The sequence below is a fragment of the Bordetella genomosp. 5 genome (genome assembly GCF_002261315.1).
Classification (GTDB): domain Bacteria; phylum Pseudomonadota; class Gammaproteobacteria; order Burkholderiales; family Burkholderiaceae_B; genus Bordetella.
Window position 1 is genome coordinate 63,166 of record NZ_NEVP01000012.1, and the last position, 21,171, is coordinate 84,336.

At 68.3% G+C, this 21,171-nt stretch carries 21 protein-coding genes; 12 read left to right on the forward strand and 9 right to left on the reverse strand.

All coding sequences use genetic code 11. The features are described from left to right. Positions 1–26: 26 nt before the first annotated feature. Both CAL25_RS20385 and CAL25_RS20390 read left to right on the forward strand, forming a co-directional pair. A complete protein-coding gene (locus CAL25_RS20385) occupies positions 27–1,070 on the forward strand; it encodes a siderophore ABC transporter substrate-binding protein (RefSeq protein WP_094803414.1) in 1,044 nt (347 codons plus the stop codon). Between the two features lie 86 nt (positions 1,071–1,156). Continuing rightward, positions 1,157–3,397 carry a TonB-dependent receptor gene (locus tag CAL25_RS20390; RefSeq protein WP_094803416.1) on the forward strand — a complete coding sequence of 747 codons (2,241 nt, stop codon included), beginning with the start codon at positions 1,157–1,159 and terminating at the stop codon, positions 3,395–3,397. 167 nt (positions 3,398–3,564) lie between these two features. On the opposite strand, the gene CAL25_RS20395 is transcribed toward CAL25_RS20390, so the two are convergent. The 3 genes from CAL25_RS20395 to mog all read right to left on the reverse strand — a co-directional run bounded on the left by CAL25_RS20395 (position 3,565) and on the right by mog (position 5,489). Continuing rightward, the gene (locus CAL25_RS20395) at positions 3,565–4,434 is read right to left on the reverse strand and encodes a peptidoglycan DD-metalloendopeptidase family protein (RefSeq protein WP_432759254.1); all 870 of its coding nucleotides are present in this window, start codon (positions 4,432–4,434) and stop codon (positions 3,565–3,567) included. After that, positions 4,434–4,775 (reverse strand): hypothetical protein, encoded by a 342-nt coding sequence (locus CAL25_RS20400; RefSeq protein ID WP_094803418.1) that lies wholly within the window; start codon positions 4,773–4,775, stop codon positions 4,434–4,436. Before CAL25_RS20400 ends, CAL25_RS20395 begins: the two co-directional genes overlap by 1 nt. 75 nt (positions 4,776–4,850) lie before the next feature. Beyond that, the gene (gene mog / locus CAL25_RS20405) at positions 4,851–5,489 is read right to left on the reverse strand and encodes a molybdopterin adenylyltransferase (protein WP_094803420.1); all 639 of its coding nucleotides are present in this window, start codon (positions 5,487–5,489) and stop codon (positions 4,851–4,853) included. A gap of 221 nt (positions 5,490–5,710) precedes the next feature. Here mog and CAL25_RS20410 point away from each other — a divergent pair, with 221 nt between their 5' ends. Both CAL25_RS20410 and CAL25_RS20415 read left to right on the forward strand, forming a co-directional pair. Then, positions 5,711–7,186 (forward strand): inorganic phosphate transporter, encoded by a 1,476-nt coding sequence (locus CAL25_RS20410; protein WP_094803422.1) that lies wholly within the window; start codon positions 5,711–5,713, stop codon positions 7,184–7,186. 124 nt (positions 7,187–7,310) lie between these two features. Beyond that, on the forward strand, positions 7,311–7,961 hold the full coding sequence (locus tag CAL25_RS20415; RefSeq protein ID WP_094803903.1) for a DsbA family protein: 651 nt from the start codon (positions 7,311–7,313) through the stop codon (positions 7,959–7,961). 21 nt (positions 7,962–7,982) lie between these two features. On the opposite strand, the gene CAL25_RS20420 is transcribed toward CAL25_RS20415, so the two are convergent. The 5 genes from CAL25_RS20420 to CAL25_RS20440 form a co-directional block, all read right to left on the reverse strand. Beyond that, complete coding sequence (locus CAL25_RS20420; protein ID WP_094803424.1) at positions 7,983–8,699, reverse strand: SDR family NAD(P)-dependent oxidoreductase; 717 nt, start codon at positions 8,697–8,699, stop codon at positions 7,983–7,985. 71 nt (positions 8,700–8,770) lie between these two features. Then, positions 8,771–9,109, reverse strand: a complete 339-nt coding sequence (locus tag CAL25_RS20425) for an AzlD domain-containing protein (RefSeq protein ID WP_094803426.1) — start codon at positions 9,107–9,109, stop codon at positions 8,771–8,773. Then, positions 9,106–9,828, reverse strand: coding sequence for an AzlC family ABC transporter permease (locus CAL25_RS20430; protein WP_094803428.1), 723 nt, complete (start codon positions 9,826–9,828; stop codon positions 9,106–9,108). Before CAL25_RS20430 ends, CAL25_RS20425 begins: the two co-directional genes overlap by 4 nt. 90 nt (positions 9,829–9,918) lie before the next feature. Then, a complete protein-coding gene (locus CAL25_RS20435; RefSeq protein WP_094803430.1) occupies positions 9,919–10,233 on the reverse strand; it encodes a chaperone modulator CbpM in 315 nt (104 codons plus the stop codon). Between the two features lie 2 nt (positions 10,234–10,235). Beyond that, on the reverse strand, positions 10,236–11,180 hold the full coding sequence (locus tag CAL25_RS20440) for a DnaJ C-terminal domain-containing protein (RefSeq protein WP_094803432.1): 945 nt from the start codon (positions 11,178–11,180) through the stop codon (positions 10,236–10,238). A gap of 153 nt (positions 11,181–11,333) precedes the next feature. Here CAL25_RS20440 and CAL25_RS20445 point away from each other — a divergent pair, with 153 nt between their 5' ends. From CAL25_RS20445 to fabI, 8 genes are all read left to right on the forward strand, one after another. Beyond that, positions 11,334–11,819: a GNAT family N-acetyltransferase gene (locus tag CAL25_RS20445; protein ID WP_094803434.1), complete on the forward strand. Its 486-nt coding sequence runs from the start codon at positions 11,334–11,336 to the stop codon at positions 11,817–11,819. Positions 11,820–11,838: 19 nt separating this feature from the next. Next, on the forward strand, positions 11,839–12,402 hold the full coding sequence (locus CAL25_RS20450; RefSeq protein ID WP_094803436.1) for a DinB family protein: 564 nt from the start codon (positions 11,839–11,841) through the stop codon (positions 12,400–12,402). A 10-nt stretch (positions 12,403–12,412) separates the two neighbouring features. Continuing rightward, on the forward strand, positions 12,413–12,742 hold the full coding sequence (locus CAL25_RS20455; RefSeq protein ID WP_094803438.1) for a DHCW motif cupin fold protein: 330 nt from the start codon (positions 12,413–12,415) through the stop codon (positions 12,740–12,742). Between the two features lie 148 nt (positions 12,743–12,890). After that, complete coding sequence (gene yfcF / locus CAL25_RS20460; protein ID WP_094803440.1) at positions 12,891–13,526, forward strand: glutathione transferase; 636 nt, start codon at positions 12,891–12,893, stop codon at positions 13,524–13,526. 155 nt (positions 13,527–13,681) lie between these two features. After that, a complete protein-coding gene (locus CAL25_RS20465; RefSeq protein ID WP_094803442.1) occupies positions 13,682–16,342 on the forward strand; it encodes a DUF3141 domain-containing protein in 2,661 nt (886 codons plus the stop codon). A gap of 28 nt (positions 16,343–16,370) precedes the next feature. Further along, on the forward strand, positions 16,371–17,345 hold the full coding sequence (locus CAL25_RS20470) for a phosphate acetyltransferase (protein ID WP_094803444.1): 975 nt from the start codon (positions 16,371–16,373) through the stop codon (positions 17,343–17,345). Positions 17,346–17,355: 10 nt separating this feature from the next. Continuing rightward, positions 17,356–18,585, forward strand: coding sequence for an acetate/propionate family kinase (locus CAL25_RS20475; RefSeq protein ID WP_249279185.1), 1,230 nt, complete (start codon positions 17,356–17,358; stop codon positions 18,583–18,585). Next, entirely contained in the window at positions 18,582–19,358 is a 777-nt protein-coding gene (fabI, locus tag CAL25_RS20480) for an enoyl-ACP reductase FabI (RefSeq protein WP_094803446.1), read from the forward strand. Before CAL25_RS20475 ends, fabI begins: the two co-directional genes overlap by 4 nt. A gap of 50 nt (positions 19,359–19,408) precedes the next feature. Here the strand turns inward: fabI and CAL25_RS20485 are convergent, their stop codons facing one another. After that, a complete protein-coding gene (locus CAL25_RS20485; RefSeq protein WP_170948558.1) occupies positions 19,409–21,130 on the reverse strand; it encodes a SulP family inorganic anion transporter in 1,722 nt (573 codons plus the stop codon). Positions 21,131–21,171: the final 41 nt, after the last annotated feature.

A 21,171-nucleotide genomic window follows, 5' to 3' on the forward strand; every position in this document is an offset into this window, starting at 1 on the left:
GCAACCCCTTTCATCAGGAGAACGACATGATTCGCCCTCATCGGCCCGGACGCTGGACGCTACCTGTGCTGCTCGGCGCCGCACTCGCCCTGCAGGGCTGCGAGCGCGCGCCCGCCCCGCCCGCACAGCCGGCCGCCACACAGGGCGCCACACCGAGCGCAACGCCGCAGAGCGCGGCGGCTAGCGCGGCGGCCGGCGCGGCGGCTGGCGGCGCGCCGATCACGGTGCGGCACGCACTCGGCACCACGGAGATCGCCACACGGCCCCAACGCGTCGCGGCGCTCGATATGAACGAGGTCGATTTCCTGGATCAGCTGGGCGTACCGGTCGTCGGCATGCCGAAGGACTTCGTGCCCGATTTTCTCGCCAGGTACAAGGACGATCCCAAGGTGCTGGATCTGGGCGCGATCGTGCAGCCCAATCTGGAGCGTGTCCACGCGGCCAGGCCCGACCTGATCCTGATCACGTCGCTGCAGGCCAATCAATACAAGGCCTTGACCGAGATCGCGCCGACGCTTCATTTCGACGTGGACTACCGGGACAGCCAGTCCAATCACATCGAGCTGATCAAGCATCACCTGACGACGCTGGGCGACATCTTCGGCAAGCAGGAGGCCGCGCGTGAAAAGGTGGCCGAGATCGACGCGCAGGTTGCAGCGGCTCGCGACATCATCGCCGGCCGACCGGAAAAGGCGCTGGTCATCATTCACAACAACGGCGCCTTCAGCGCATTCGGCGAACACTCGCGCTACGGCTTCATCTTCGGCGCGCTGGGTGTAAAGCCCGCCAACCCGGGCGCGCAGAGCGGATTGCATGGACACCCGGTGTCCAGCGAATTCATCCAGCAGACCAATCCCGACGTGATCTACCTCGTGGATCGCACGGCGGTCATGGAACGCCGGCCCGTGCTCACGGCCGAGTCCATCGGAAACCCACTGCTGCGCCAGACCAACGCCTGGAAGAACGGCCGCGTGGTGTTCGCCGACCCGTACGCCTGGTATGTGACGGCCGCCAGCCCGGCCTCGATCAAGCGCGTGATCGACGACGTGCTCAAAGGCTACGCACCCTGATGCGCGATCTGTTTCGTTTTTCATCTGACTCAAGTACGAGCGCGCCGACCCAGCCGGGCCCAGGCGCACAAAGCCGAAGGAACCTCATGACTCACCGACACCCGCTGCGTGATCCTGCACGCGCACTCGCGCCCGCGCCCCTCACCCCTGCCTCGCTGACGCGGCGCCCCCTGCCTGATGCCGTGCGCGCCGCGCTGGTCTACGGACTGAGCGCCGGCACGCTGTCTCTACTCACGCCGGCGGCGCTGGCGCAGTCGACGGACAACGCGGCGCCTGCCGTGAGCACCCTGCCGGCGGTCACCGTGCAAGGGCAGACCGTGCTGCCCGACTACCCGGGCGGACAAGTGACCAGCGGCGGGCGCATGGGCTTTCTGGGGGAAAAGGATTTCATGGAAACGCCGTTCTCCACGATCACCTATACCGAGAAGTTCATGGAGGACCAGCAGGCCAAGGACATCAGCGAAGTGATCGCCAAGACGGACCCCAGCGTCTTCGTGAGCGGAATCCCCGGCGAAAGCAACGAGAGCTACTCCATCCGCGGTCTGCCCTCCAACGTGGGCGACGTGATGGTCAACGGCCTGGCCGGGATGGCGGCGTACTACCGCAACTCTCCCGAGATGTTCGAACGCGTGGAAGTGCTGAAGGGCCCGTCGGCCCTGCTCAACGGCATGCCGCCCAAAGGCTCGGCGGGCGGCGCCGTCAACCTGGTGACCAAGCGCGCGGGCGACGATCCGCTGATGCGGGTGACCGGTACCTATATGTCGAATTCGCAGTTCGGCGGACACCTGGACATGGGGCGCCGGTTCGGTGACAGCCAGCAGTTCGGCATCCGCTTCAATGGCGTGTACCGCGACGGCGAAACGGCGGTGAAGTCGCAGGACAAGCGCGTTTCGCTGGCCTCGTTGGGCTTGGATTGGCGCGGCGAACAGACGCGCCTCTCGGCCGACTTCTATCAGAGCAAGGACCACGCCAATGGGCTGACACGCGGTCTCACGCTCGCGCCGGGCCTGGCGGTGCCCAAGCCGCCGAAATCCGACGTGTCGTGGAATCCCCCCTGGGCCTTTTACGACTCGACGGACGAGGGCGCGATTCTGCGTGGCGAAGTCGATTTGAATGAGGACTTCATGGTCTATGCCACGGCGGGCATGAGCAAGACCGCGTTCGATTCGAACATGGGCGCGGGACAGGTCATCAACAGCGCCGGGGATTTCCGCATCAACTTCAGCGGCGTGGCCGACCGGACCGAACGCAAGTCCGCCGAGGCCGGGCTGAAAGGAAAACTGGAGACCGGCCCGATCAAGCATCAGTTCGCGGTCAATGCCACCTACTACAAGGAAGACTATCGGCTGAATGGCTTTCGCAATCTGCTGGCCCGCGATTGGGTGACCAACATCTACAACCCGGTGTGGGGCCCCGCACCCCGGCTGCCCAGTGATATCCCGGCCATCAGCCGCACCGTCACCGAGCTGTCGAGCGTGGGCGTGGCCGACACGATGTCGTTCGCGCAGGATCGTCTCCAGCTCACGCTCGGCGCCCGCCGCCAGCAGGTGACGAGCGACAGTTTCAATGGCGCGACCGGCGCACGCATGGGCGAACGGTACAAGACCCATGCCACCACGCCCGCGGCCGCCGTGCTGTTCAAGGCGACCGAGCGCGTGTCGCTGTATGCCAATTACATCGAAGGTCTGAGTCAGGGCGCCATTGCCCCCAATACCGCCGCCAACGCCGGCGAGGTCTTCGCGCCGTACAAGACCAAACAAAAGGAAGTCGGGATCAAGCTCGATCTGGGCGAGTTCGCCCACACCCTGAGCGTCTACGAGATCAATCGCCCCAGCAGCTACACCGATCTGCTCACCAATGTGTATTCCTTCGGTGGCGAGCAGCGCAATCGTGGCGTGGAATGGGGCTTCTTCGGCACCCCGATGCAGGGCGTGCGATTGATGGGCGGCGTCGCATTCTCGGACCCCGAAGTGATCAAGGCGGCCAATCCCGGCAGCGAAGGCAAGCTGGCGACCGGCCTGCCCAAATGGCAAGCGAAGCTGGGCGTGGAATGGGACGTCCCGGCCGTGCGCGGCGTCACGCTCACCGCCAACGCGACGTCGGTGTCCAAGCAATATCTCGACGCGGCCAACGACGTTTCCATTCCGGGACGCACGGTGTTCGACGTGGGTGCGCGCTACGCCACCAAGGTCTACGGCCGCCCGCTGACCGTGCGCGCGGCGGTCACCAACGTCACCGACAAGGGCTACTGGGCCAAGCCCCACTTCACCAGTCTGGGCATGGGCGCGCCACGCACCTTCCTGCTGTCGGCTTCGATGGACTTCTGACCGGCTCAAGACCCGCGCGGCCCTCCTGTCGACCAATAAAAAAACCATCCCTAGGGATGGTTTTTTTTGTCGCCGGGCCGCCCCAAGACAAAAACGGCCCCCTCGGGGGGCAGCAAGCCGAAGGCGCGGCGTGGGGGCACTTTCCTATAGGGGTGGTCGGCACCGGATCAGGGCTTGAACGCCCCGATGAAAATCGCCGGGTCGACGCGCGCGTCGTTGAGGCTGACGTTCCAGTGCAGATGCGGCCCGGTGGCGCGGCCGGTGGCGCCCACCTTGCCCACGACGCCGCCACGCGCGACCTCGTCGCCCACCGCGACGTCGATCGCCGACAGGTGGCAGAACATGCTGATGAAGCCCTGTCCGTGGTCGACGAAAACCGTCTTGCCGTTGAAGAAGTAGTCGCCCACCAGCACCACGCGGCCCGCGGCCGGCGCGCGGATCGGCGTCCCGGTCGGCACCGCGAAGTCCAGCCCCGAGTGCGGGTTGCGCTCTTCGCCATTGAAGAAGCGGCGCAGCCCGAAGGGGCTGGACAGACGCCCCTGCACCGGCGCGTCGAGCACCACGTTGCTCGGGACCACGCCCGCGCGAAATGCGCGATAGGCTTCGGTCTGCTCGGCTAGCTCGCGCTCGATGCGGCGCAGATCGGCCGGATCGGGGTTCACCTGCCGCTTGTTCTTGAGCGTGATGTGCTGCGCGGTGTAGGTCTTGGCGCCCACCTGAAACGCCACGCGACGGGCCGCGCTGCCGCTACCCACCGTGAGATGTTCCGTGCCGGGCTTGACCGACAGCGGGATGCCCACGATGGCGAGCCAGGTGCCGCCCGCCTGCGGCAGCACCATCACGCGCTTGTTGAGATAGCGCGCTTCGGGCTCCTGCGCCGACGCCTCCAGACGCAGCACCGCCACGCCGCCGGGTACCGGGAAGTTGAGCTTGCGCGAGATGTAATCGGCGGCGTCACCCTGCGCGCGCGCCAGCAGCGGCATCGCGCCGGCGAGGCTCAGCGCCGCGACACCCGCCAGAAAAGCGCGTCGCTGCATCAGAGGCACAGATTGGCGGAGTCGGACAGCGTGACCGCGCGCGACGGACGGCGCGTGTTCAGTTTTGCGTCGGTCTTGCCGCGCCACGTGGTGGCGCTCAGCACGGCCTCGACGCCCAGCGTGCCCTCGACCACGAGTTCACCGCCGTTCTTGATTTCATTCTGCTTGAAGTCCACGCCCTGCCCCTTCCAGGCGGATGCCACGCACGACAGATACTCCTGGGCGGGACGCGCGGTGGAGCCGTAGAACACGGGCTCGCTCTTGTTGACGTCCTGCACGCTCGCGCATGCGGAGAGCATCAGGACGGCGGCGGCGAGGGGCAATGCAGACAGAACCTTCATTTTGTTTTTCCGATGAATCAGCAGACGACGCGGCCAACTATACCGCACGCATTCGGGGCGCCCGGGCACCGGCAATCAGGCTTGCGGCGCCTGACGCAGCGCCGATTTGGGGCGGAACGCCTTCACGATCTCGGCACGCGTCTCGATGTACGGACCGCCGATGAGATCGATGCAATACGGCACGGCCGCGAAGATGCCGCTCGCCACGACGGCGCCGTCGTCACCGCGCAGGCCCTCGAGCGTTTCGCGGATGGCCTTGGGCTGTCCGGGCAGATTGAGAATGAGCGCGGCATGACCGTCGATCTCGCGCAGCACACCCACCTGGCGCGACAGGATCGCGGTGGGCACGAAGCGCAGGCTGATCTGACGCATCTGTTCGCCGAAGCCGGGCATTTCGCGCGTGGCCACCGCCAGCGTCGCCTCGGGCGTCACGTCGCGCCGCGCGGGGCCGGTGCCGCCCGTGGTCAGCACCAGATCGCAACGCTCCTGGTCCACCAGCTCGGTGAGGGCCGCCGAGATCTGCGCGGCGTCATCCGCCACCAGGCGTTCGGCGGCGCGCCAGGGCGAGGACAGCGCCGTGCCCAGCCATTCGCGCAGCGAAGGCACGCCCTGGTCGGCGTAGACGCCCGTGGAGGCGCGGTCGGACACGGAGACCAGACCGACGATGAGTTCGTCGGGGTGGGCACGGACGGAGGAGGCTTGCGTCATGGACATATCCCGGTCGGAGGCGCCCGAGGGGACATCGTCGTCCCGAACCGTCGCGCCACGTTTTTGTAACAAATTGCAGTCGCCCGGCGGCCGGATGTCCGGGCCGCGCAGGGAAACCCCGATCCTAACCCACCCGGCCACCCCGGCAGCGCCGATCCGGCCCGTGAGTCGCTTTAACAAGCATGCAATAATTTCGTCACATCACATCCCCTCCCCCCTCCATTCCCATGTTCGACATCTTCGCCGGGCTCGACCCCTGGGTCGGTCTGAGCCTCGTCCTGGCGCTCACCTTCGTTCTCGCATTCGAATTCATCAACGGTTTCCACGACACGGCCAACGCCGTGGCGACGGTGATCTACACCAAGGCCATGCCGGCCCACCTCGCGGTGGTGCTGTCGGGGATCTTCAATTTCCTGGGCGTGTTGCTGGGTGGCGTGGGCGTGGCCTATGCGATCGTGCATCTGTTGCCGGTCGAGCTGCTGATCAACGTGGACACCGGACGTGGCCTGGCCATGGTGTTCGCCATGTTGACCGCCGCGATCGCCTGGAACCTGGGCACCTGGTATTTCGGCATTCCCGCCTCGAGCTCCCACACGCTGATCGGATCGATCCTGGGCGTGGGCCTGGCCAATGCCCTGCTGACCGATCTGCCGATCGGCGCCGGCGTGAACTGGGGCAAGGCGATCGATATCGGCATGTCGCTGGTGGCGTCACCGATCGCGGGGTTCGCCGTGGCGGGCGGCGTGCTGCTTCTGTTGAAACGATGGCTACCGCTCTCGAAGATGCACAAGACGCCCGACCAGCGCCGCGCGGTCGACAATAAAAAGCATCCGCCCTTCTGGAATCGCCTCGTGCTGGTGCTGTCGGCCATGGGCGTGTCGTTCGTGCACGGCTCCAACGATGGCCAGAAAGGCATCGGGCTGATCATGCTGGTCCTGATCGGCATCGTGCCCGCGCAGTTCGTGCTCGACGAGAACGCCACCACGTATCAGATCGACCGTACCCGCGATGCCGCCACGCACCTGTCGGCGTTCTACCACCGTAACGAGGCCACGCTGGGCGAGTACCTGGCCCTGCCCGCCGCGGGCCGGCGCGCCGATCTGCCCAGCAACTTCAGCTGCGATCCCAAGTCGACGCTGGCCACGATCGACGCGCTGCAGCACGCCCTGACCGGCGTGTCGCACTACAAAGACATGCCGCCGGCCACGCGCGTGGACGTGCGCCGCTACCTGCTCTGCCTGGACGACACCGCCAAGAAGGTCGCGGCACTCGAAGGCCTGCCGGCGCGCGAGCGCGCGGACCTGCAGCGCCTGCGCGGCGACCTGACCGCCACCACCGAATACGCGCCGCTCTGGGTCATCATCGCGGTGGCCGTGGCGCTGGGCGTGGGCACGATGGTCGGCTGGCGCCGCGTCGTGCTGACGGTGGGCGAGAAGATCGGCAAACAGGGCATGACCTACGCGCAGGGCATGGCGGCGCAGGTGACCGCCGTGGGCGCGATCGGTCTGGCGAACGTGTTCAGCCTGCCGGTGTCGACCACGCACGTGCTGTCGTCCGGGGTGGCCGGCACCATGGTGGCCCACGGCAGCGGCCTGCAAGGCAGCACGGTGCGCAACATCCTGCTCGCCTGGATTCTGACGCTCCCCGCCTCGATGCTGCTGGCCGCCGGTCTGTACTGGATCGGCATCATGATCTCCGGCTGATCGCCGGAGCCGCCGGCGCCGGACCCGACGAGGGCCGCGCCGGCGCGATATGACCGTTTGGCGCAACACACTTGTCGGCGCCGGGCTCTAGGCCGGGGCCGCCGGCTGGCCTAAGATGCAGCCCATGAACGCCGCTCATCTTCCCGTCCTGCATTACATCCATGATCCCCTGTGCGGCTGGTGCTACGGCGCCGCGCCGCTGGTGCGCGCCGTGCGCGACCTGCCGGGCCTGCGCATCCTGACCCACGGCGGCGGCATGATGACGGGCGCGCGCCGTCAGCCGGTCACCGAGGCGCTGCGGCATTACGTGATGCAGCACGATCAGCGCATCGCCGCGATCACGGGCCAGCCCTTCGGCGAAGATTATTTCGAGGGACTGCTGCGCGACGCCGGCGCCGTGTTCGACTCGGCGCCGCCCAGTGCCGCCGTGCTTGCTGCGGCCTCGCAAGACGGCGACGGGCTGGACATGTTGGCGCGCATCCAGCACGCCCACTATATGGAAGGCCGGCGCGTGGCCGATCCGGTCGTGCTGCACGAGCTGGCCGACGAGCTCGGCCTGGACCTGGCCCGCTTCGAGCGCGACATGCAGATCCTGGCCGGCGCGCCGCTCGCGGGCCATTTCGATGACAGCCGGGCGCTGCTGCGCCAATTGGGCGCCAACGGCTTTCCGACCTTCGCGCTGCAAACGCAGGCGGGATGGCAGGTGCTGGACCCGGGCCGCTACCTGGGCCAGCCCGACGCCTGGCGCGAAGCGCTGGCGGCCGCGCTGCACTGAGCCCGGACGGGCCGCCGGGGCTCAGTACCGCTCGTCACGCAACGCCGGCATGACGAGTTCGCGCACGAACGACGCGGGCGAAAGCCGCATCAAGGTGCGCACCACGGCCACCACGTCGTGCACCGGCACAAGCTGGCCCTCCCCGCGCGCGGCGGCGTCCACCAGCGGCACCGACAGATCGTCGTCGGTGTTCAGATAACCCAGCTGCAGCGTCGTCACCGCGAGCCCGTCGCCGCGAAAGCCTTCGCGCAAGGCGTCCGCGATGCCATCCAGCGCGAACTTGCTCGCGCCGAAGGCCACCTCCGGACGGCCGCTGCGGCGCAGGCCGGAGGTCGAGCCGGTCAGGATCAGGCGCGGCTGCCCCGACGCGATCAGGCGCGGCACCAGGCGCTTGAGCAACAGCAAGGTGGCGCCTACATTCACATTGATCAGGTCGAGCAGGGCCTCGTCGGCCTCATTCAGAAAGGCGTAGTCCGGGGTGAAAGCCGCGGCCTCCCAGATGCCCAGGTTGTGAATCAACACGTCGATCTGGGCCGGCGCCTCGGCGGCAATGCGTGTCGCGGCCTCCAGCGGACGGCTCAGGTCGGCCTCGATCCACTGCTGCGCGACGCCGGCGGGCAGCGACAGCGCGCCGGGGCGGCGGCGCGATACGCCGATGACGGTGTCTCCCGCGTCAGCCAGGCCTACCGCAAACGCGCGGCCCAGCCCCTTGCTCGCGCCGATAATCATGATGTTCATGGCGTGCTATTCCCTCGATGCGATTGGTGCGATGTCGTGCCGGACCCGGCAGGCGTATGAAGCAATGGCCTTCACATGACGGCCAGCAGGCCGCCGTATCCGGCCAGACCGATGATCACCGCGAGGCCCGTGTTGCCGGTGATGCGCGCGGCGAGCGCGGTTACGATCAGTCCGCCCACGTAGGGCGCGACCTGGGCCACCTGTTGCTCGCCCCACAGATCGGGCACGATGACCGCCGCCGCGATCGCGGCCAGCAGCGCGGGGCCCAGCACGGCCAGGCGCGAGCCGTCCTGCGACAGGCGCTTGAGCAACCAGTGACGCGACGACAGCATGAAGGGCAGCGCCCGGGTCATGAACGTGATCACGGCCATCGCCAGCACGGCGACCCAGAACTCCAGACCACTACTCATTGCACACCTCGCGCCGGGCGAAAACACAGGCAACCCGCCAGCGCGCCCGCCAGGATGGCGAGCGTGCCGTAGCCGGCGCCGGCGAGCACGGCGCCCACGCCCAAAGCCGCCCCCAGCGGCAGCCAGAGTTCGCGCCGCGCGCTCTGGCACACCAGCGCCACGAACAAGGCGGGCAAGGCGAAGCGCATCACTTGCGCCAGCATCGGAAACTGGCGCTCCAGCCCTTCTCCGGCATACACGCCCACGGCGGTACCGGCGATCCATGTCAGCCAAGCGGCCACGCCCAGACCCGCCATCCAGCGCGCACGCGCCCGCGTGTCGACCGCATCGAGCTTGTGCAGCGCGGTGGCGAAGACTTCGTCGGTCAGGAAAAAGGCGAGCCGCAGCCGGGTGGACAGCGCCGGCGGCAGCCAGCGCGACAGCAGCGGGCCATACAGCAGATGGCGCGCGTTGAGCAGCGAACACAGCGCCACCACCCAGGGCCAGGGCGTGCCGGCCTTGATCGACGCCAGCAGCAGAAACTGGCTTGCGCCGGCATACACCAGTACCGAAATGAGCACGACCTGATAAGGCGCGAGCCCGGTGCCCACACCGGCGATGCCGAATGCGACCGCCACCGGGAAATAGCCGATCATCACCGGCACGCAGGCCTTGATGCCGGCGAGCACGGGCCGGCCGGCCGCCACGGGCAGCGGTGCGCCCGAAGAGTCTGAATTCATGAGACGTACAGCACAGGAGAACGAGGCCCCGATTCTATCGCCGCCCCGCGCAACGGGCGCCGCCGCGCCGCGATCCTGCCGGACGAACGTTCAGCCGGGATGTCCCAGGGCGCGCAACTGTGCCTTCAGGCGCCGCACTTCCTGGCTCAGATCGAGGATCAGCGCCGCGGCGTCCAGCCCGGCGCCCAGATCGCGCTCGAGGCGGCGGGCGTCGAGCGCGCGGCGCAGGTCCACGCTTTGAAAGCGCCACTCCGCCGGGCGATCGTGCGACACGCGCACGATCCCGACCTCGACCAGACGCGCCACCCACTCCACCTGGGCGTCACACGCGCGCGCCAGGTCTTCGGCGGTGAGGGGTTGTTCCTGGCACACGACGGTGGCATGCGCAACGAAGACTTTGCTCATGGTCATACTCCGAGGTTGCGGCGCGGATCAAACGCCAGGTCCTGGGCCATGCGGCGATACGCATTGCGAGCGGCGTCGGTGTCGGCCGGGGGCAGCACGACGTCGAGCACCAGGTAAAGATCGCCCGCGGGCTCGCCGGGGATGCCGCGGCCGCGCAAACGCAATTGACGTCCGTTTTTCGAGCCCGGCGGTATCGTCACCTCGACGGCGCCCTTGGGCGTGTTCACCTCGACCGACGCACCGAGCGCCGCTTCCCAGGGCGCGACGGGCAAGGTCATGTACAGGTCGCGGCCTTCGGCGCGGTAACGCGCATGCGGCTTGAAACGCACTTCGAGGTAGAGATCCCCGGCATCGCCGCCGCCATAACCCGGCATGCCCTGGCCGGCCAGCCGGATGAACTGCCCTTCGCGGACACCCGCGGGAATGGTGACCGACAGTGTGCGGGTGCGCATCTGCGGCTGGCCCTGCGCGTCGGGCTGCACCGAGCGCAGGCTGATCTCGCGCGTGGCACCCTGCAAGGCGTCTTCGATGTCGACCTCGACCGCCGCGTGCTGGTCTTCGCCGCGCGCGCGGAAGTTCTGCCGGGCGGCGCGTTCGCGCGCCTGCCCGCCGAACAAGGACGAGAAGAAATCGCTGAAGCCCTGGTCGCCTGCGCCCTGACCGCCAGGGGCGTAATGGAACTCGAAACCCTGGTCCCAATCGGGCGGCGGCGCGAAGCCGCCATCCGGCGACACGCCGGCGGCGAGCTTGTCGTAGGCGCCGCGTTTTTCGGCGTCGCGCAGCACGTCGTAGGCTTCGTTGACGTCGCGCATGCGGCTTTCGGCGTCGGCCTCTTTGCTGACGTCGGGGTGGTACTTGCGTGCAAGTTTGCGATAGGCGTGACGAATCTCGTCATCGGAGGCGGAACTCTCCACGCCGAGAACTTTGTAGTAGTCCTTGAACTCCATCGTCCGGCTTCCTTGTGGGGGCTACCGGCGCACCTTTCCCGCCGGTCGGGATAGTCACAAGATAGGGGTTCCCGCCCGATTTTTCAACGCGTAGGGAAGCGCCACCGGGCGCGGCATAATGTCGGATTGCGCATCCACCGCCGAGAGTCTGCCTTGATCACCATCACCGAAGCCGATTTCCGCAATGCCGAGCACGGCGCCGCCATCGTGGAGCTGCTCAACGAATACGCCACCGATCCGATGGGCGGCGGCGAGCCGATCTCGGCGCACGTGCGCGCCAACCTGATCGGCGAACTCGCCCGCCGCCCGACCGCGCATGCGCTCGTCGCCTGGGACGCCGACGGTCAGCCGTGCGGTCTGGCGATCTGCTTCGAAGGCTTTTCCACGTTCGCCTGCCAGCCCCTGCTCAATCTGCACGACTTCATGGTGTCGGCACGCACGCGTGGCCAGGGCGTGGCTCAGAAGCTGCTGGCCGAACTCGACGTGCTGGCCCGGCGTCTGGGCTGCTGCAAGATCACGCTCGAGGTCCTCGAAGGCAATGCGCCGGCCCAGGCGCTCTACCGCAAGGTGGGCTACGCCGGGTATGTGCTGGGCGACGGCGGCAGCGCGCAGTTCTGGCAGAAAAAGCTCACCGGCTGAGCGCCCCCCCTCGCCCGCCATGCCCTCTCCCGCCGATCTGGCCTTGCTGGCCGACTACAACCAGTGGATGAACCAGCAGCTTCTGGCCGCCTGTGCGCGTCTGCCCGAAGCCGAGCTGCACGCCGCGCGCGGGGCGTTTTTCGGCTCGCTGCTGGGCACGCTCAATCATTTGATCGTGGGCGACACGATGTGGCTCAAGCGCTTCGCCACCCATGCCGGCACGAGCCCGGCCGCGCGCGCGGCGCTCGCCGAGGTTCGCGCCGCGCCCGACCCGGGCCCGCTCGACGGCCAGCCGCACGGCACGCTCGACGCCCTGCGCGACGCGCGCACGGGCCTGGACGCGGCCATCGTGCAATGGGTGGGCGCGCTCAGACAGGCCGACCTGGATCGCGCGCTCGACTACCGCAACAGCCGCGGCATCGCCTCGCGCCGGCCGCTGGGCGCGCTGCTGCTGCATTTTTTCAATCACCAGACCCATCATCGCGGCCAGGCCACCACCCTGCTCTCGCAGGCCGGCATCGATGTGGGGCTCACCGACCTGCTGGTGCGCATCCCAGACGCGCTGGCGCTCCCCTCTCATTGAAGGTATCCCCATGAAGATGCAGCAGATTCCGTTCGGCACCACCGATTGGTCCGAGGTCGAACCCACCGAGCACCCCGGCGAAACCGGCCATGCGATCTGGCGCACGCGCCAGTTCGGCGATATTCGCGTCCGCATGGTCGAATACACCCCCGGCTACCTCGCCGACCACTGGTGCACCAAGGGCCACATTCTGTTTTGCCTCGAGGGCGAGCTGCACACCGAACTCGAAGACGGCCGCCACTTCGTGCTCAAGCCCGGCATGAGCTATCAGGTGGCCGATCAGGCCGAGCCGCATCGCTCGTCCACGCCCATCGGCGCACGGCTTTTCATCGTCGACTGAGCCCGCAACGTCGCGCGCACGAGACAGGCGGGCCCATGCCCGCCTGTTTTTTGGGGGCAATTGAGGGCAAGCAAGCGGAAGGCACCACCGGCACGTCAGCCGGCCGCGGCAAGTGCGGTACGCTGTAGCTTCGTCCGGAGACCCTATCTTGGCCCCCTCACTCACGCTTTACGTCGACGCCGATTTCCTCAGCCCTTACGCCATGTCGGCGTTCGTGGCCCTGACCGAAAAAGGCCAGACTTTCGAGATCCGCCTCGTGGACCTCGCGGCGGGCGAGCAGCGCATGCAACCCTATCAGCATCGCGCGCCCACCTGTCGGATTCCCGCGCTGACGCACGATGGTTTTCATCTGAGCGAGTCGAGCGCGATCACCGAATACCTCGAAGAGCTTTACGCGCCGCCCGAACACATCGCCCTGTACCCCGCCGACCGGCAGCAGCGCGCCCGCGCGCGCCAGCTGCAGGCGTGGCTGCGCAGCGATCTGGCGGCCCTGCGCGCCGAGCGTCCCACCGAACACGTGTTCCACGCGCCGCTCGGCACGGCGCTGACTGATCCGGCCCAGGCCGCGGCGAACAAGCTGGTGCGGGTGGCCGGGCTGCTGCTGGTGCCCGGGCAGACCGATCTGTTCGGCCAGTGGAGCATCGCCGACACCGAACTCGCGGTGATGCTCAAGCGCCTGGCCGGCGACGAGCTGCCCGACTGGCTGCGCGACTACGCCGACGCCCAGTGGCAGCGCCCCTCGGTGCAGACCTGGCTCGAACACAACCGTAACGCCCGCGGCTGAGGCCGCGACGCCGGGCCCCGATCCGGCCCCACCTGTCATCTGCGTGATGTTGCACTGCAACATCATTTGCGGTGTAATGGTCTGACGATATCCGTGGCTGCCTACGGGCAGCCGGCCGGCGATTTCTCTCGCCGGCTTCGCAGCAGGAGACAGTCATGGCCAGCAACGGCACCCGCAAGACGTCCGAGTCCCCCACGCCCGCCGCCGCGGCAGCGCCCGCAGTCAATCCCGAGTTTCCGTTCAACTGGAACGCCTTTCCGCTGGCCGCCACGCCGGCCGGCGCCGCCGGCACCGATGCCTGGTCGTACCTGGTCGACGCCTGGCAGCGCGGGGTGCTCTACACCGACGTGCTGCGCCAGCGCGGCAATCAGTACCTGAGCCACATGGCCAAGAAGGCGCCGAATGTGCTGTCGATGGAGTCCGAAGTGATTCTCGACGGCCGCGAGCTGGCCCGACCGGTCAATTACATGCTGCTGCGGATCATCCCGCCCGCCGACGCGCCGGTCGATCCCGAAAAGCGTCCCTTCCTGGTGGTGGACCCGCGCGCCGGACATGGTCCCGGCATCGGCGGCTTCAAGCCGGAAAGCGAAATCGGCGTCGCCGTGCGCGCCGGCCACCCCACCTACTTCGCTTCGTTCCTGCCGCAGCCCACGCCGACCCAGACCGTCGAAGACGTGATGCGCGCGGAAGCCCGCTTCCTGGAAGAAATCATCGCGCGCCATCCCGAGGCCGAAGGCAAGCCGGTGGTGGTGGGCAATTGCCAGGCAGGCTGGCAGATCATGATGACGGCCGCGATGCGGCCCGAGCTGTTCGGGCCGATCATCGTGGCGGGCGCCCCGCTGTCGTATTGGGCGGGCTGGCGCGGCATGAACCCGATGCGCTACTCGGGCGGCATGCTGGGCGGCAGCTGGCTCACCGAGCTCACGAGCGACGCCGGCAATGGCCGCTTCGATGGCGCCTGGCTGGTGCAGAACTTCGAAAACCTGAACCCGGCCAACACGCTCTGGAGCAAGCAGTACAACCTGTACGCCAAGGTCGATACCGAAGCCGAACGCTACCTCGAGTTCGAGAAGTGGTGGGGCGGCCATGTGTATCTGAACGGCCCCGAGATCCAGTACATCGTCGACAACCTGTTCGTCGGCAACCGCCTCGCCACGGCGGGCCTGGTCACCTCCGACGGCATTCGCATCGATCTGCGCAACATCCGCTCGCCCATCATCGTCTTCTGCTCCAAGGGCGACAACATCACCCCGCCGCCGCAGGCGCTGGGCTGGATCCCCGACCTGTACCAGGACGATGCCGAAGTGGTGGCGCACGGCCAGACCATCGTCTACGCCGTGCACGAGAGCATCGGCCACCTGGGCATCTTCGTGTCCGGCAGCGTCGCGCGCAAAGAACACCAGGAGTTCACCAGCAACATCGACCTGATCGATGTGCTGCCGCCCGGCATCTACCAGACCGAGATCGCCGACAAGACCCCCGAAACGGCCAACGCCGATCTGGCCTACGGCAATTACGTGCTGTCGTTCGCGAGCCGCAAGCTCGACGACGTGCGCGGCATCGTGCAGCGGATCGAGGAAGACGAGCGGCGTTTCGCCGCGGTCGCGCGCATCTCCGACATCAATCTGGGCCTGTATCGCAGCTTCCTCAAGCCGTGGATCCAGGCCAGCGTGACGCCGCACACGGCCGAATGGGCTCAACGCATGCATCCGCTGCGCCTGCCCTACGAGCTGCTCTCCGATCACAACCCGCTGATCGCCCCGTTCAAGCAGGTGGCCGAACAGGTGCGCGCCGACCGTCAGCCCGCGGCGCCCGACAACCCCTTCCTCATCATGCAGACCATGATGTCGCAGGCGATCGAGAGCAGCCTGGACATCTGGCGCGAGCTGCGTGATGACACGATCGAACGCGTGTTCATGAATGTGTACGGTTCGCCGCTGGTGCAAGACTGGGCGGGCCTGGGCGCGCGCCCGGGCGCGCCGCGCAAGCATCCCGGCGTGTCGCCCGAGCACCACGAGTTCATGGGCGATCGCGCCCACGAGCTGCGCGACAAGATTCTCGAGGGCGGCCTGCACGAGGCCGCGATGCGCATGCTGCTGTACGTGACCAGCGCCGAGGGCAGCATCGACGAGCGCAGCTTCTCGCTGATCCGCGAGATGCGCGCCAACGCCAGCAACGCACTCGCGCTGCAGACCTTCAAGGACATGGTGCGCGAGCAGGCGCTGATCCTGCGCCTGGACGGCGCCGCGGCCATTCGCGCGATTCCGCACCTGCTCGAAGACGTCGACGCCGACGCCATCGCCACCACGCTCGCCACGATGAAGCGCGTGCTCGAAGCCGCCGAGCCGTTGAGCGACCGTGCGCGCCAGAGCCTGGACGAAATGCAGCATCTGTTCGAGTCCTGCGCGCAGCGCGCGCGCCGCCGCCGCGGCAAGTCGGCCACCACGCGCCCGATCCTGGATGCACAGGCCGATGTCGAGGCCACGGCCGAGAAGATCGCCGGCCGTGCCGCGGGCCGCCGCCCGCTCGCGCGCCTGGCGCCCGATGGCGACGGCGCCCCGAAGCCCGTCGGCCCGGCGCGCAAGAAGGTCGAGGCCGTGCCGGCGCCCGCGCAGGGCGAGGGCTCCGACCGCGCGGCGGTCAAGGCGCCCGCGAAGACAGCAAGAAAGGCGGCGACCAAGACAGCGGCAAAGACGGCGACCAAGGCGCCAGGCAAAACGGCGGCGCCGCGCAAGCGCGCGGCGGCCAGGGCGGACACCGGCGCGGCCACGACGGCATTGCCCAAGCGCAAGGCGGCTCGACAGAAAGCGCAGTAAAACGGAAGACCTTCCTACAGGACGCGCCATGACCGACACGTTTGCAACGACCCGCCCTGAATCGAATGTCCATGCCCACCCTTCGCCCTACGACCGGCTGATCGCCGCCGCCCAGGCGCTCCCGGTCTCCACCTGCGCCGTGGCGCACCCCTGCGACGAAACCTCGCTGGGCGCGGCGGTGGAGGCTCACCGCCTGGGCTTGCTCAAGCCGATCCTGGTCGGCCCGCAGCACAGAATCCGCGAAGTGGCCGAGCAATGCGGTTACGACCTCACCGCGCTACCGATCGTCGACGCGCCGCACAGTCACGCGGCCGCGGCGGCGGCCGTGGCGCAAGTCCGCAGCGGCGCGGCAAGCCTGCTCATGAAAGGCAGCCTGCACACCGACGAACTCATGCACGAGGTCGTGGCGCGCGACACGGGGCTGCGCACCGCCCGGCGCATCAGTCATGTGTTCATCATGGATGTGCCCACGTATCCCGAGCCGCTCTTCATCACCGACGCGGCGATCAATATCTTTCCCGACCTGGCCACCAAGGCCGACATCATCCGCAACGTGATCGAACTGCATCACGGCCTGGGCCTGGGCACGCCGCGCGTGGCCATTCTGTCCGCCGTCGAGCAAGTCATGCCGGCGATCCCCGGCACGCTCGAGGCCGCGGCGCTGTGCAAGATGGCCGACCGCGGCCAGATCACCGGCGGCGTGCTCGACGGCCCGCTGGCGCTGGACAACGCCATCAGCCCCGACGCCGCCCGCGTCAAGGGCATCGTCTCGCCCGTGGCCGGCCGGGCGCAGGTGCTGGTCGTGCCCGACCTGGAAGCGGGCAACATGCTCGCCAAGAACCTGACCTTTCTGGCGAATGCCGAGGCCGCGGGCGTCGTGCTGGGCGCCCGCGTTCCCATCGTGCTCACCAGCCGGGCCGACAGCGCACGCTCGCGCCTGGCTTCGTGCGCGGTGGCCGCCATCTACGCCAATCATCTGGCGCGCACCGCGCCGCTGATCTGAGGAGGCCGGCATGACCGACGGCATGCAGCACGACGCTGTCCAGCGCGGCGCTGTTCAGCGCGACTCCCTTCTCGTGATCAACGCGGGGAGCTCGAGCATCAAGTTCTATCTGTACGACATCGGGCCGGGCGACGAACTCACGCCGCGTCTGGGCGGCCAGGTGGAAGGCATCGGCACCTCGCATCCGCGCCTGCGCGCGCGCGACGCCGAGGGCAAGATCATGGTCGAGCGCGGCATTGCGCCCAGCCATGCGGCAGACGTGCCGAATGCCCAGGAGGTCGTGGGCATGTGGCTGAGCGGCCACCTGACCGGAGTGCCCATCGCGGTAGGCCATCGCGTCGTGCATGGCGGGCCCGAGCTCTCCGCGCCGGTGCTGATCGATGATGATGTGCTGGCCCGGCTCGAGTCGTTCACCTCGCTCGCGCCGCTGCATCAGCCCAACAACCTCGCCCCGATCAAGGTGATCCGCGAGCGCCGCCCCGGCATCGCGCAGGTCGCCTGCTTCGACACGGCCTTTCATCGCTCGCACGATGCGCTGGCCGATCATTACGCGCTGCCCGAGCGCTTCTACGAAGAGGGCGTGCGCCGCTACGGCTTTCACGGCCTGTCGTACGAGTATCTCGTGCAGCGGCTCGGTCAGACCTTGCCCGAGGTGCTGCCCGGCAAGATCGTGGCGGCGCATCTGGGCAACGGCGTCTCGGCCTGCGCCATCCATAACGGCCGAAGCGTCGACAGCACCATGGGATTCACGGCCCTCGAAGGGCTGCCGATGGGCACCCGTCCGGGCCGGCTCGACCCGGGCATCGTGCTGTGGATGATGGAACAGGGCATGAGTCACGACGAGATCGAGCACCTGCTCTATCACGATTGTGGCCTGAAGGGCCTGTCCGGCATGGGCAACGACGTCCGCGAACTGCTCGAGAGCGACAGCCCGCGTGCGCGGCTCGCGCTCGACTACTTCGCCTGGCGGGTGGCAGAGGGCATCGCCGGCCTGGGCTGCGCGATGAACGGCATCGACACGCTCGTGTTCACGGCCGGTATCGGCGAAAACGCCGCGCCCATCCGTGCCGCCATCTGCGAGCGCCTGGGCTGGCTCGGCATCGCCATCGATGCCGAACGCAACGCGCACCATGGGCCGCGCATCAGCACCGGCGACAGCCGCGTCGGCGTCTACGTGGTGCGCACCAACGAAGAGCTGGTGATCGCGCAGCACACGCTTGCGCTGGTGCGTGGCCGATGAGCGCGCCCTTCGCCCCGCTGGCCGGCCGCCGCGGCCTCATCACCGGCATCGCCAACGATCAGTCCATCGCGTGGGGCTGCGCGCGCGCCTTCCGCGCGCTCGGTGCCGACCTCGCCCTCACCTTTCTGAACGATCGGGCCCGTCCTCATGTGGAGCCCCTCGCGGCCCAGGTCGACGCGCAGCTGCTGCTGCCGCTCGACCTGCTGGTACCTGGCCAGCTGGAGGCCGTATTCGAGCGCATCCAGACCGAATGGGGCAGCCTGGATTTCGTGATGCATTCGATCGCCTACGCGCCGCGCGACGATCTGCATGGCCGCGTCACCGACTGTTCGCGTGACGGCTTCCTGCTCGCGATGGATGTGTCGTGCTGGTCGTTCATCCGCATGGCCAAGCTGGCCGAGCCGCTGATGCCGCGCGGCGGCACGCTGTTCTGCATGACGTATTACGGCTCGCAGATGGTCGTGGAAAACTACAACATGATGGGGCCGGTGAAAGCCGCGCTCGAATCGGCCACGCGCTATCTGGCCGCGGAGCTGGGCCCGCAGGGCATCCGCGTGCACGCGATCTCGCCCGGGCCGCTCAAGACGCGCGCGGCCAGCGGCATCGCGGGCTTCGATGACCTGCTCGAGCAGGCCCAGACCAAAGCCCCCACGCGCAGCCTCGTCACCATCGAGGACGTGGGCGAAGCCACCGCGTGGCTGGCCACCGATGGCGCGCGCCGCATCACGGGCCAGACGCTCTACATCGACGGCGGCTACTCGATCATCGATTGAGCGTCACGGCCGCCCGCAGGCGTCGGCCGGGCCTCGGCGTGCATCCTGCCTCAGGGGGCATTGAAATCCGGCACGATGGCGCCGTTGCGCGGCGCGCCGAAACGCCCGGCCTCGATCGCATCGACGGCCTGCTCGGGCGTCACGAAGATGCGGTCGCGCCCGATCGCGTCGGCCAGGCCGGAACGATCCAGCGCCATGCGGAACGCGCCGTGGCCGCCCGCCAGCAGCAGCATCATGCCGCGCGCCTCGGCCTCCTGCTTGAGCCGGGTCAGGGCTTCCACCGCATCGGCGTCGGCGTGGGTCATGGCCTCGGCATCGAGCACGAACCACTGCGCACCCGCCGCCAGCGCCAGCACCTCGCGCGCGCGGCGCCGGAAGGCATCGGCGTTGAAGAACCAGATCGATGACTCGAACAGCCACACCACCGTATGCGCGACCGGCGTGGCGGTCGGGTTGAGGTGCAGCTTGCATAACGCGGTGTCGCCCGGCAGCCGGCCGAGCAAGGCATCGCGCGGCGTGGCGGTGACATACATCACATACATCAGCGTAGCCGTCACGGCCACCACCACGCCGGTCAGCACGCCATAGGCCACCACGCCCACGGTCGCAAGGACCGCGAAGGCCAGCTCGGTGCGGGAAATGCGGGCCAAGGTGGCGAACGCGCGCCAGTCGAACAGGTGCAGGGCCGCGAGCAACAGGATGGCGGCCAGCGCGGGCTGCGGCAGCCAATAGAGCACGCCCGTGGCCAGCGACACGACCAGGGCCAGCGCCAGCGCCGCCACGACGCTGGTCACGGGCGAGCTGGCGCCCGCGGCCAGACCCACCGCCGTGCGCGAGTCGGCGCCGGTGACGACGAAACCCTGAAACAGACCCGAGGCGATGTTGGCTGCGCCGAATCCGAGCAGCTCGCGATTGGGTTCGACGTTTTCGCCGGTGCGTGCCGCGAAACTGCGCGCGGTCACGATGCCGCTCGAAAAGCTGACCAGCAGCACACCGGCCGCCCCCATCAACAGCGCATCGACGTCGTGCACCCGCTCGGGCAATGCCAGACCGGGCAGGCCCGCGGGGATGTCGCCCACCACCGCGATGCCCAGCCCCGGAAAATGAAACAGCCACGACAGCAGGCACGCCAGGGCCACCAGCAGGATCGGCGCCGGCCAGGTCGGGCGCCACCGGCGCAGGACCACCAGGAACGCGCAGCAGGCCAGGCCGAAGATGAACGTGGGCCAATGCGCCTGCGTGATGAGACGGGAGACCTCGGCGAACGGACGCAGCAGATCGTGCGGACGCGAGCCCGCCCCCGTGATGGAACCCAACTGCGAGCCCGCCAGCGTGATCGCCACGCCCGCCATGTACCCCACCAGCACGGGCCGCGACAGCAGATTGGCGAGCGCGCCCAGCCGGAATACGCGTGCGGCGAGGCAACCCAGCCCCACGACCAGCGCCATGCCCGCGGCCGCGCCCAGCCGCTCTTCGGGGCTCACCAGCGCCATGCCGGTGAGCGTGGCCGCGATCAGCGTGCAGGTGGCGGTGTCGGGGCCGACAATCAACGTGCGCGACGCGCCGAAGAACGCGTAGCCCAGCATGCCGGCGATCGCGGCCCACAGGCCCGAGGCGGGCGGCAGCCCCATCATGGAGGCGTAGGCCAGCCCCACCGGCAGCGCCACGGCGGCCACGGACAAGCCGGCCAGCGCATCGCCACGCGCCTGTGCGCGGGTGATGCCGCGCCATTTGTCCAGACTGGGAAGAAAGCGCCACCTCGGTGCCAGCATCGTATCGAGTCCATCAATGAAAATCGTCGGGCCCGTGCCAG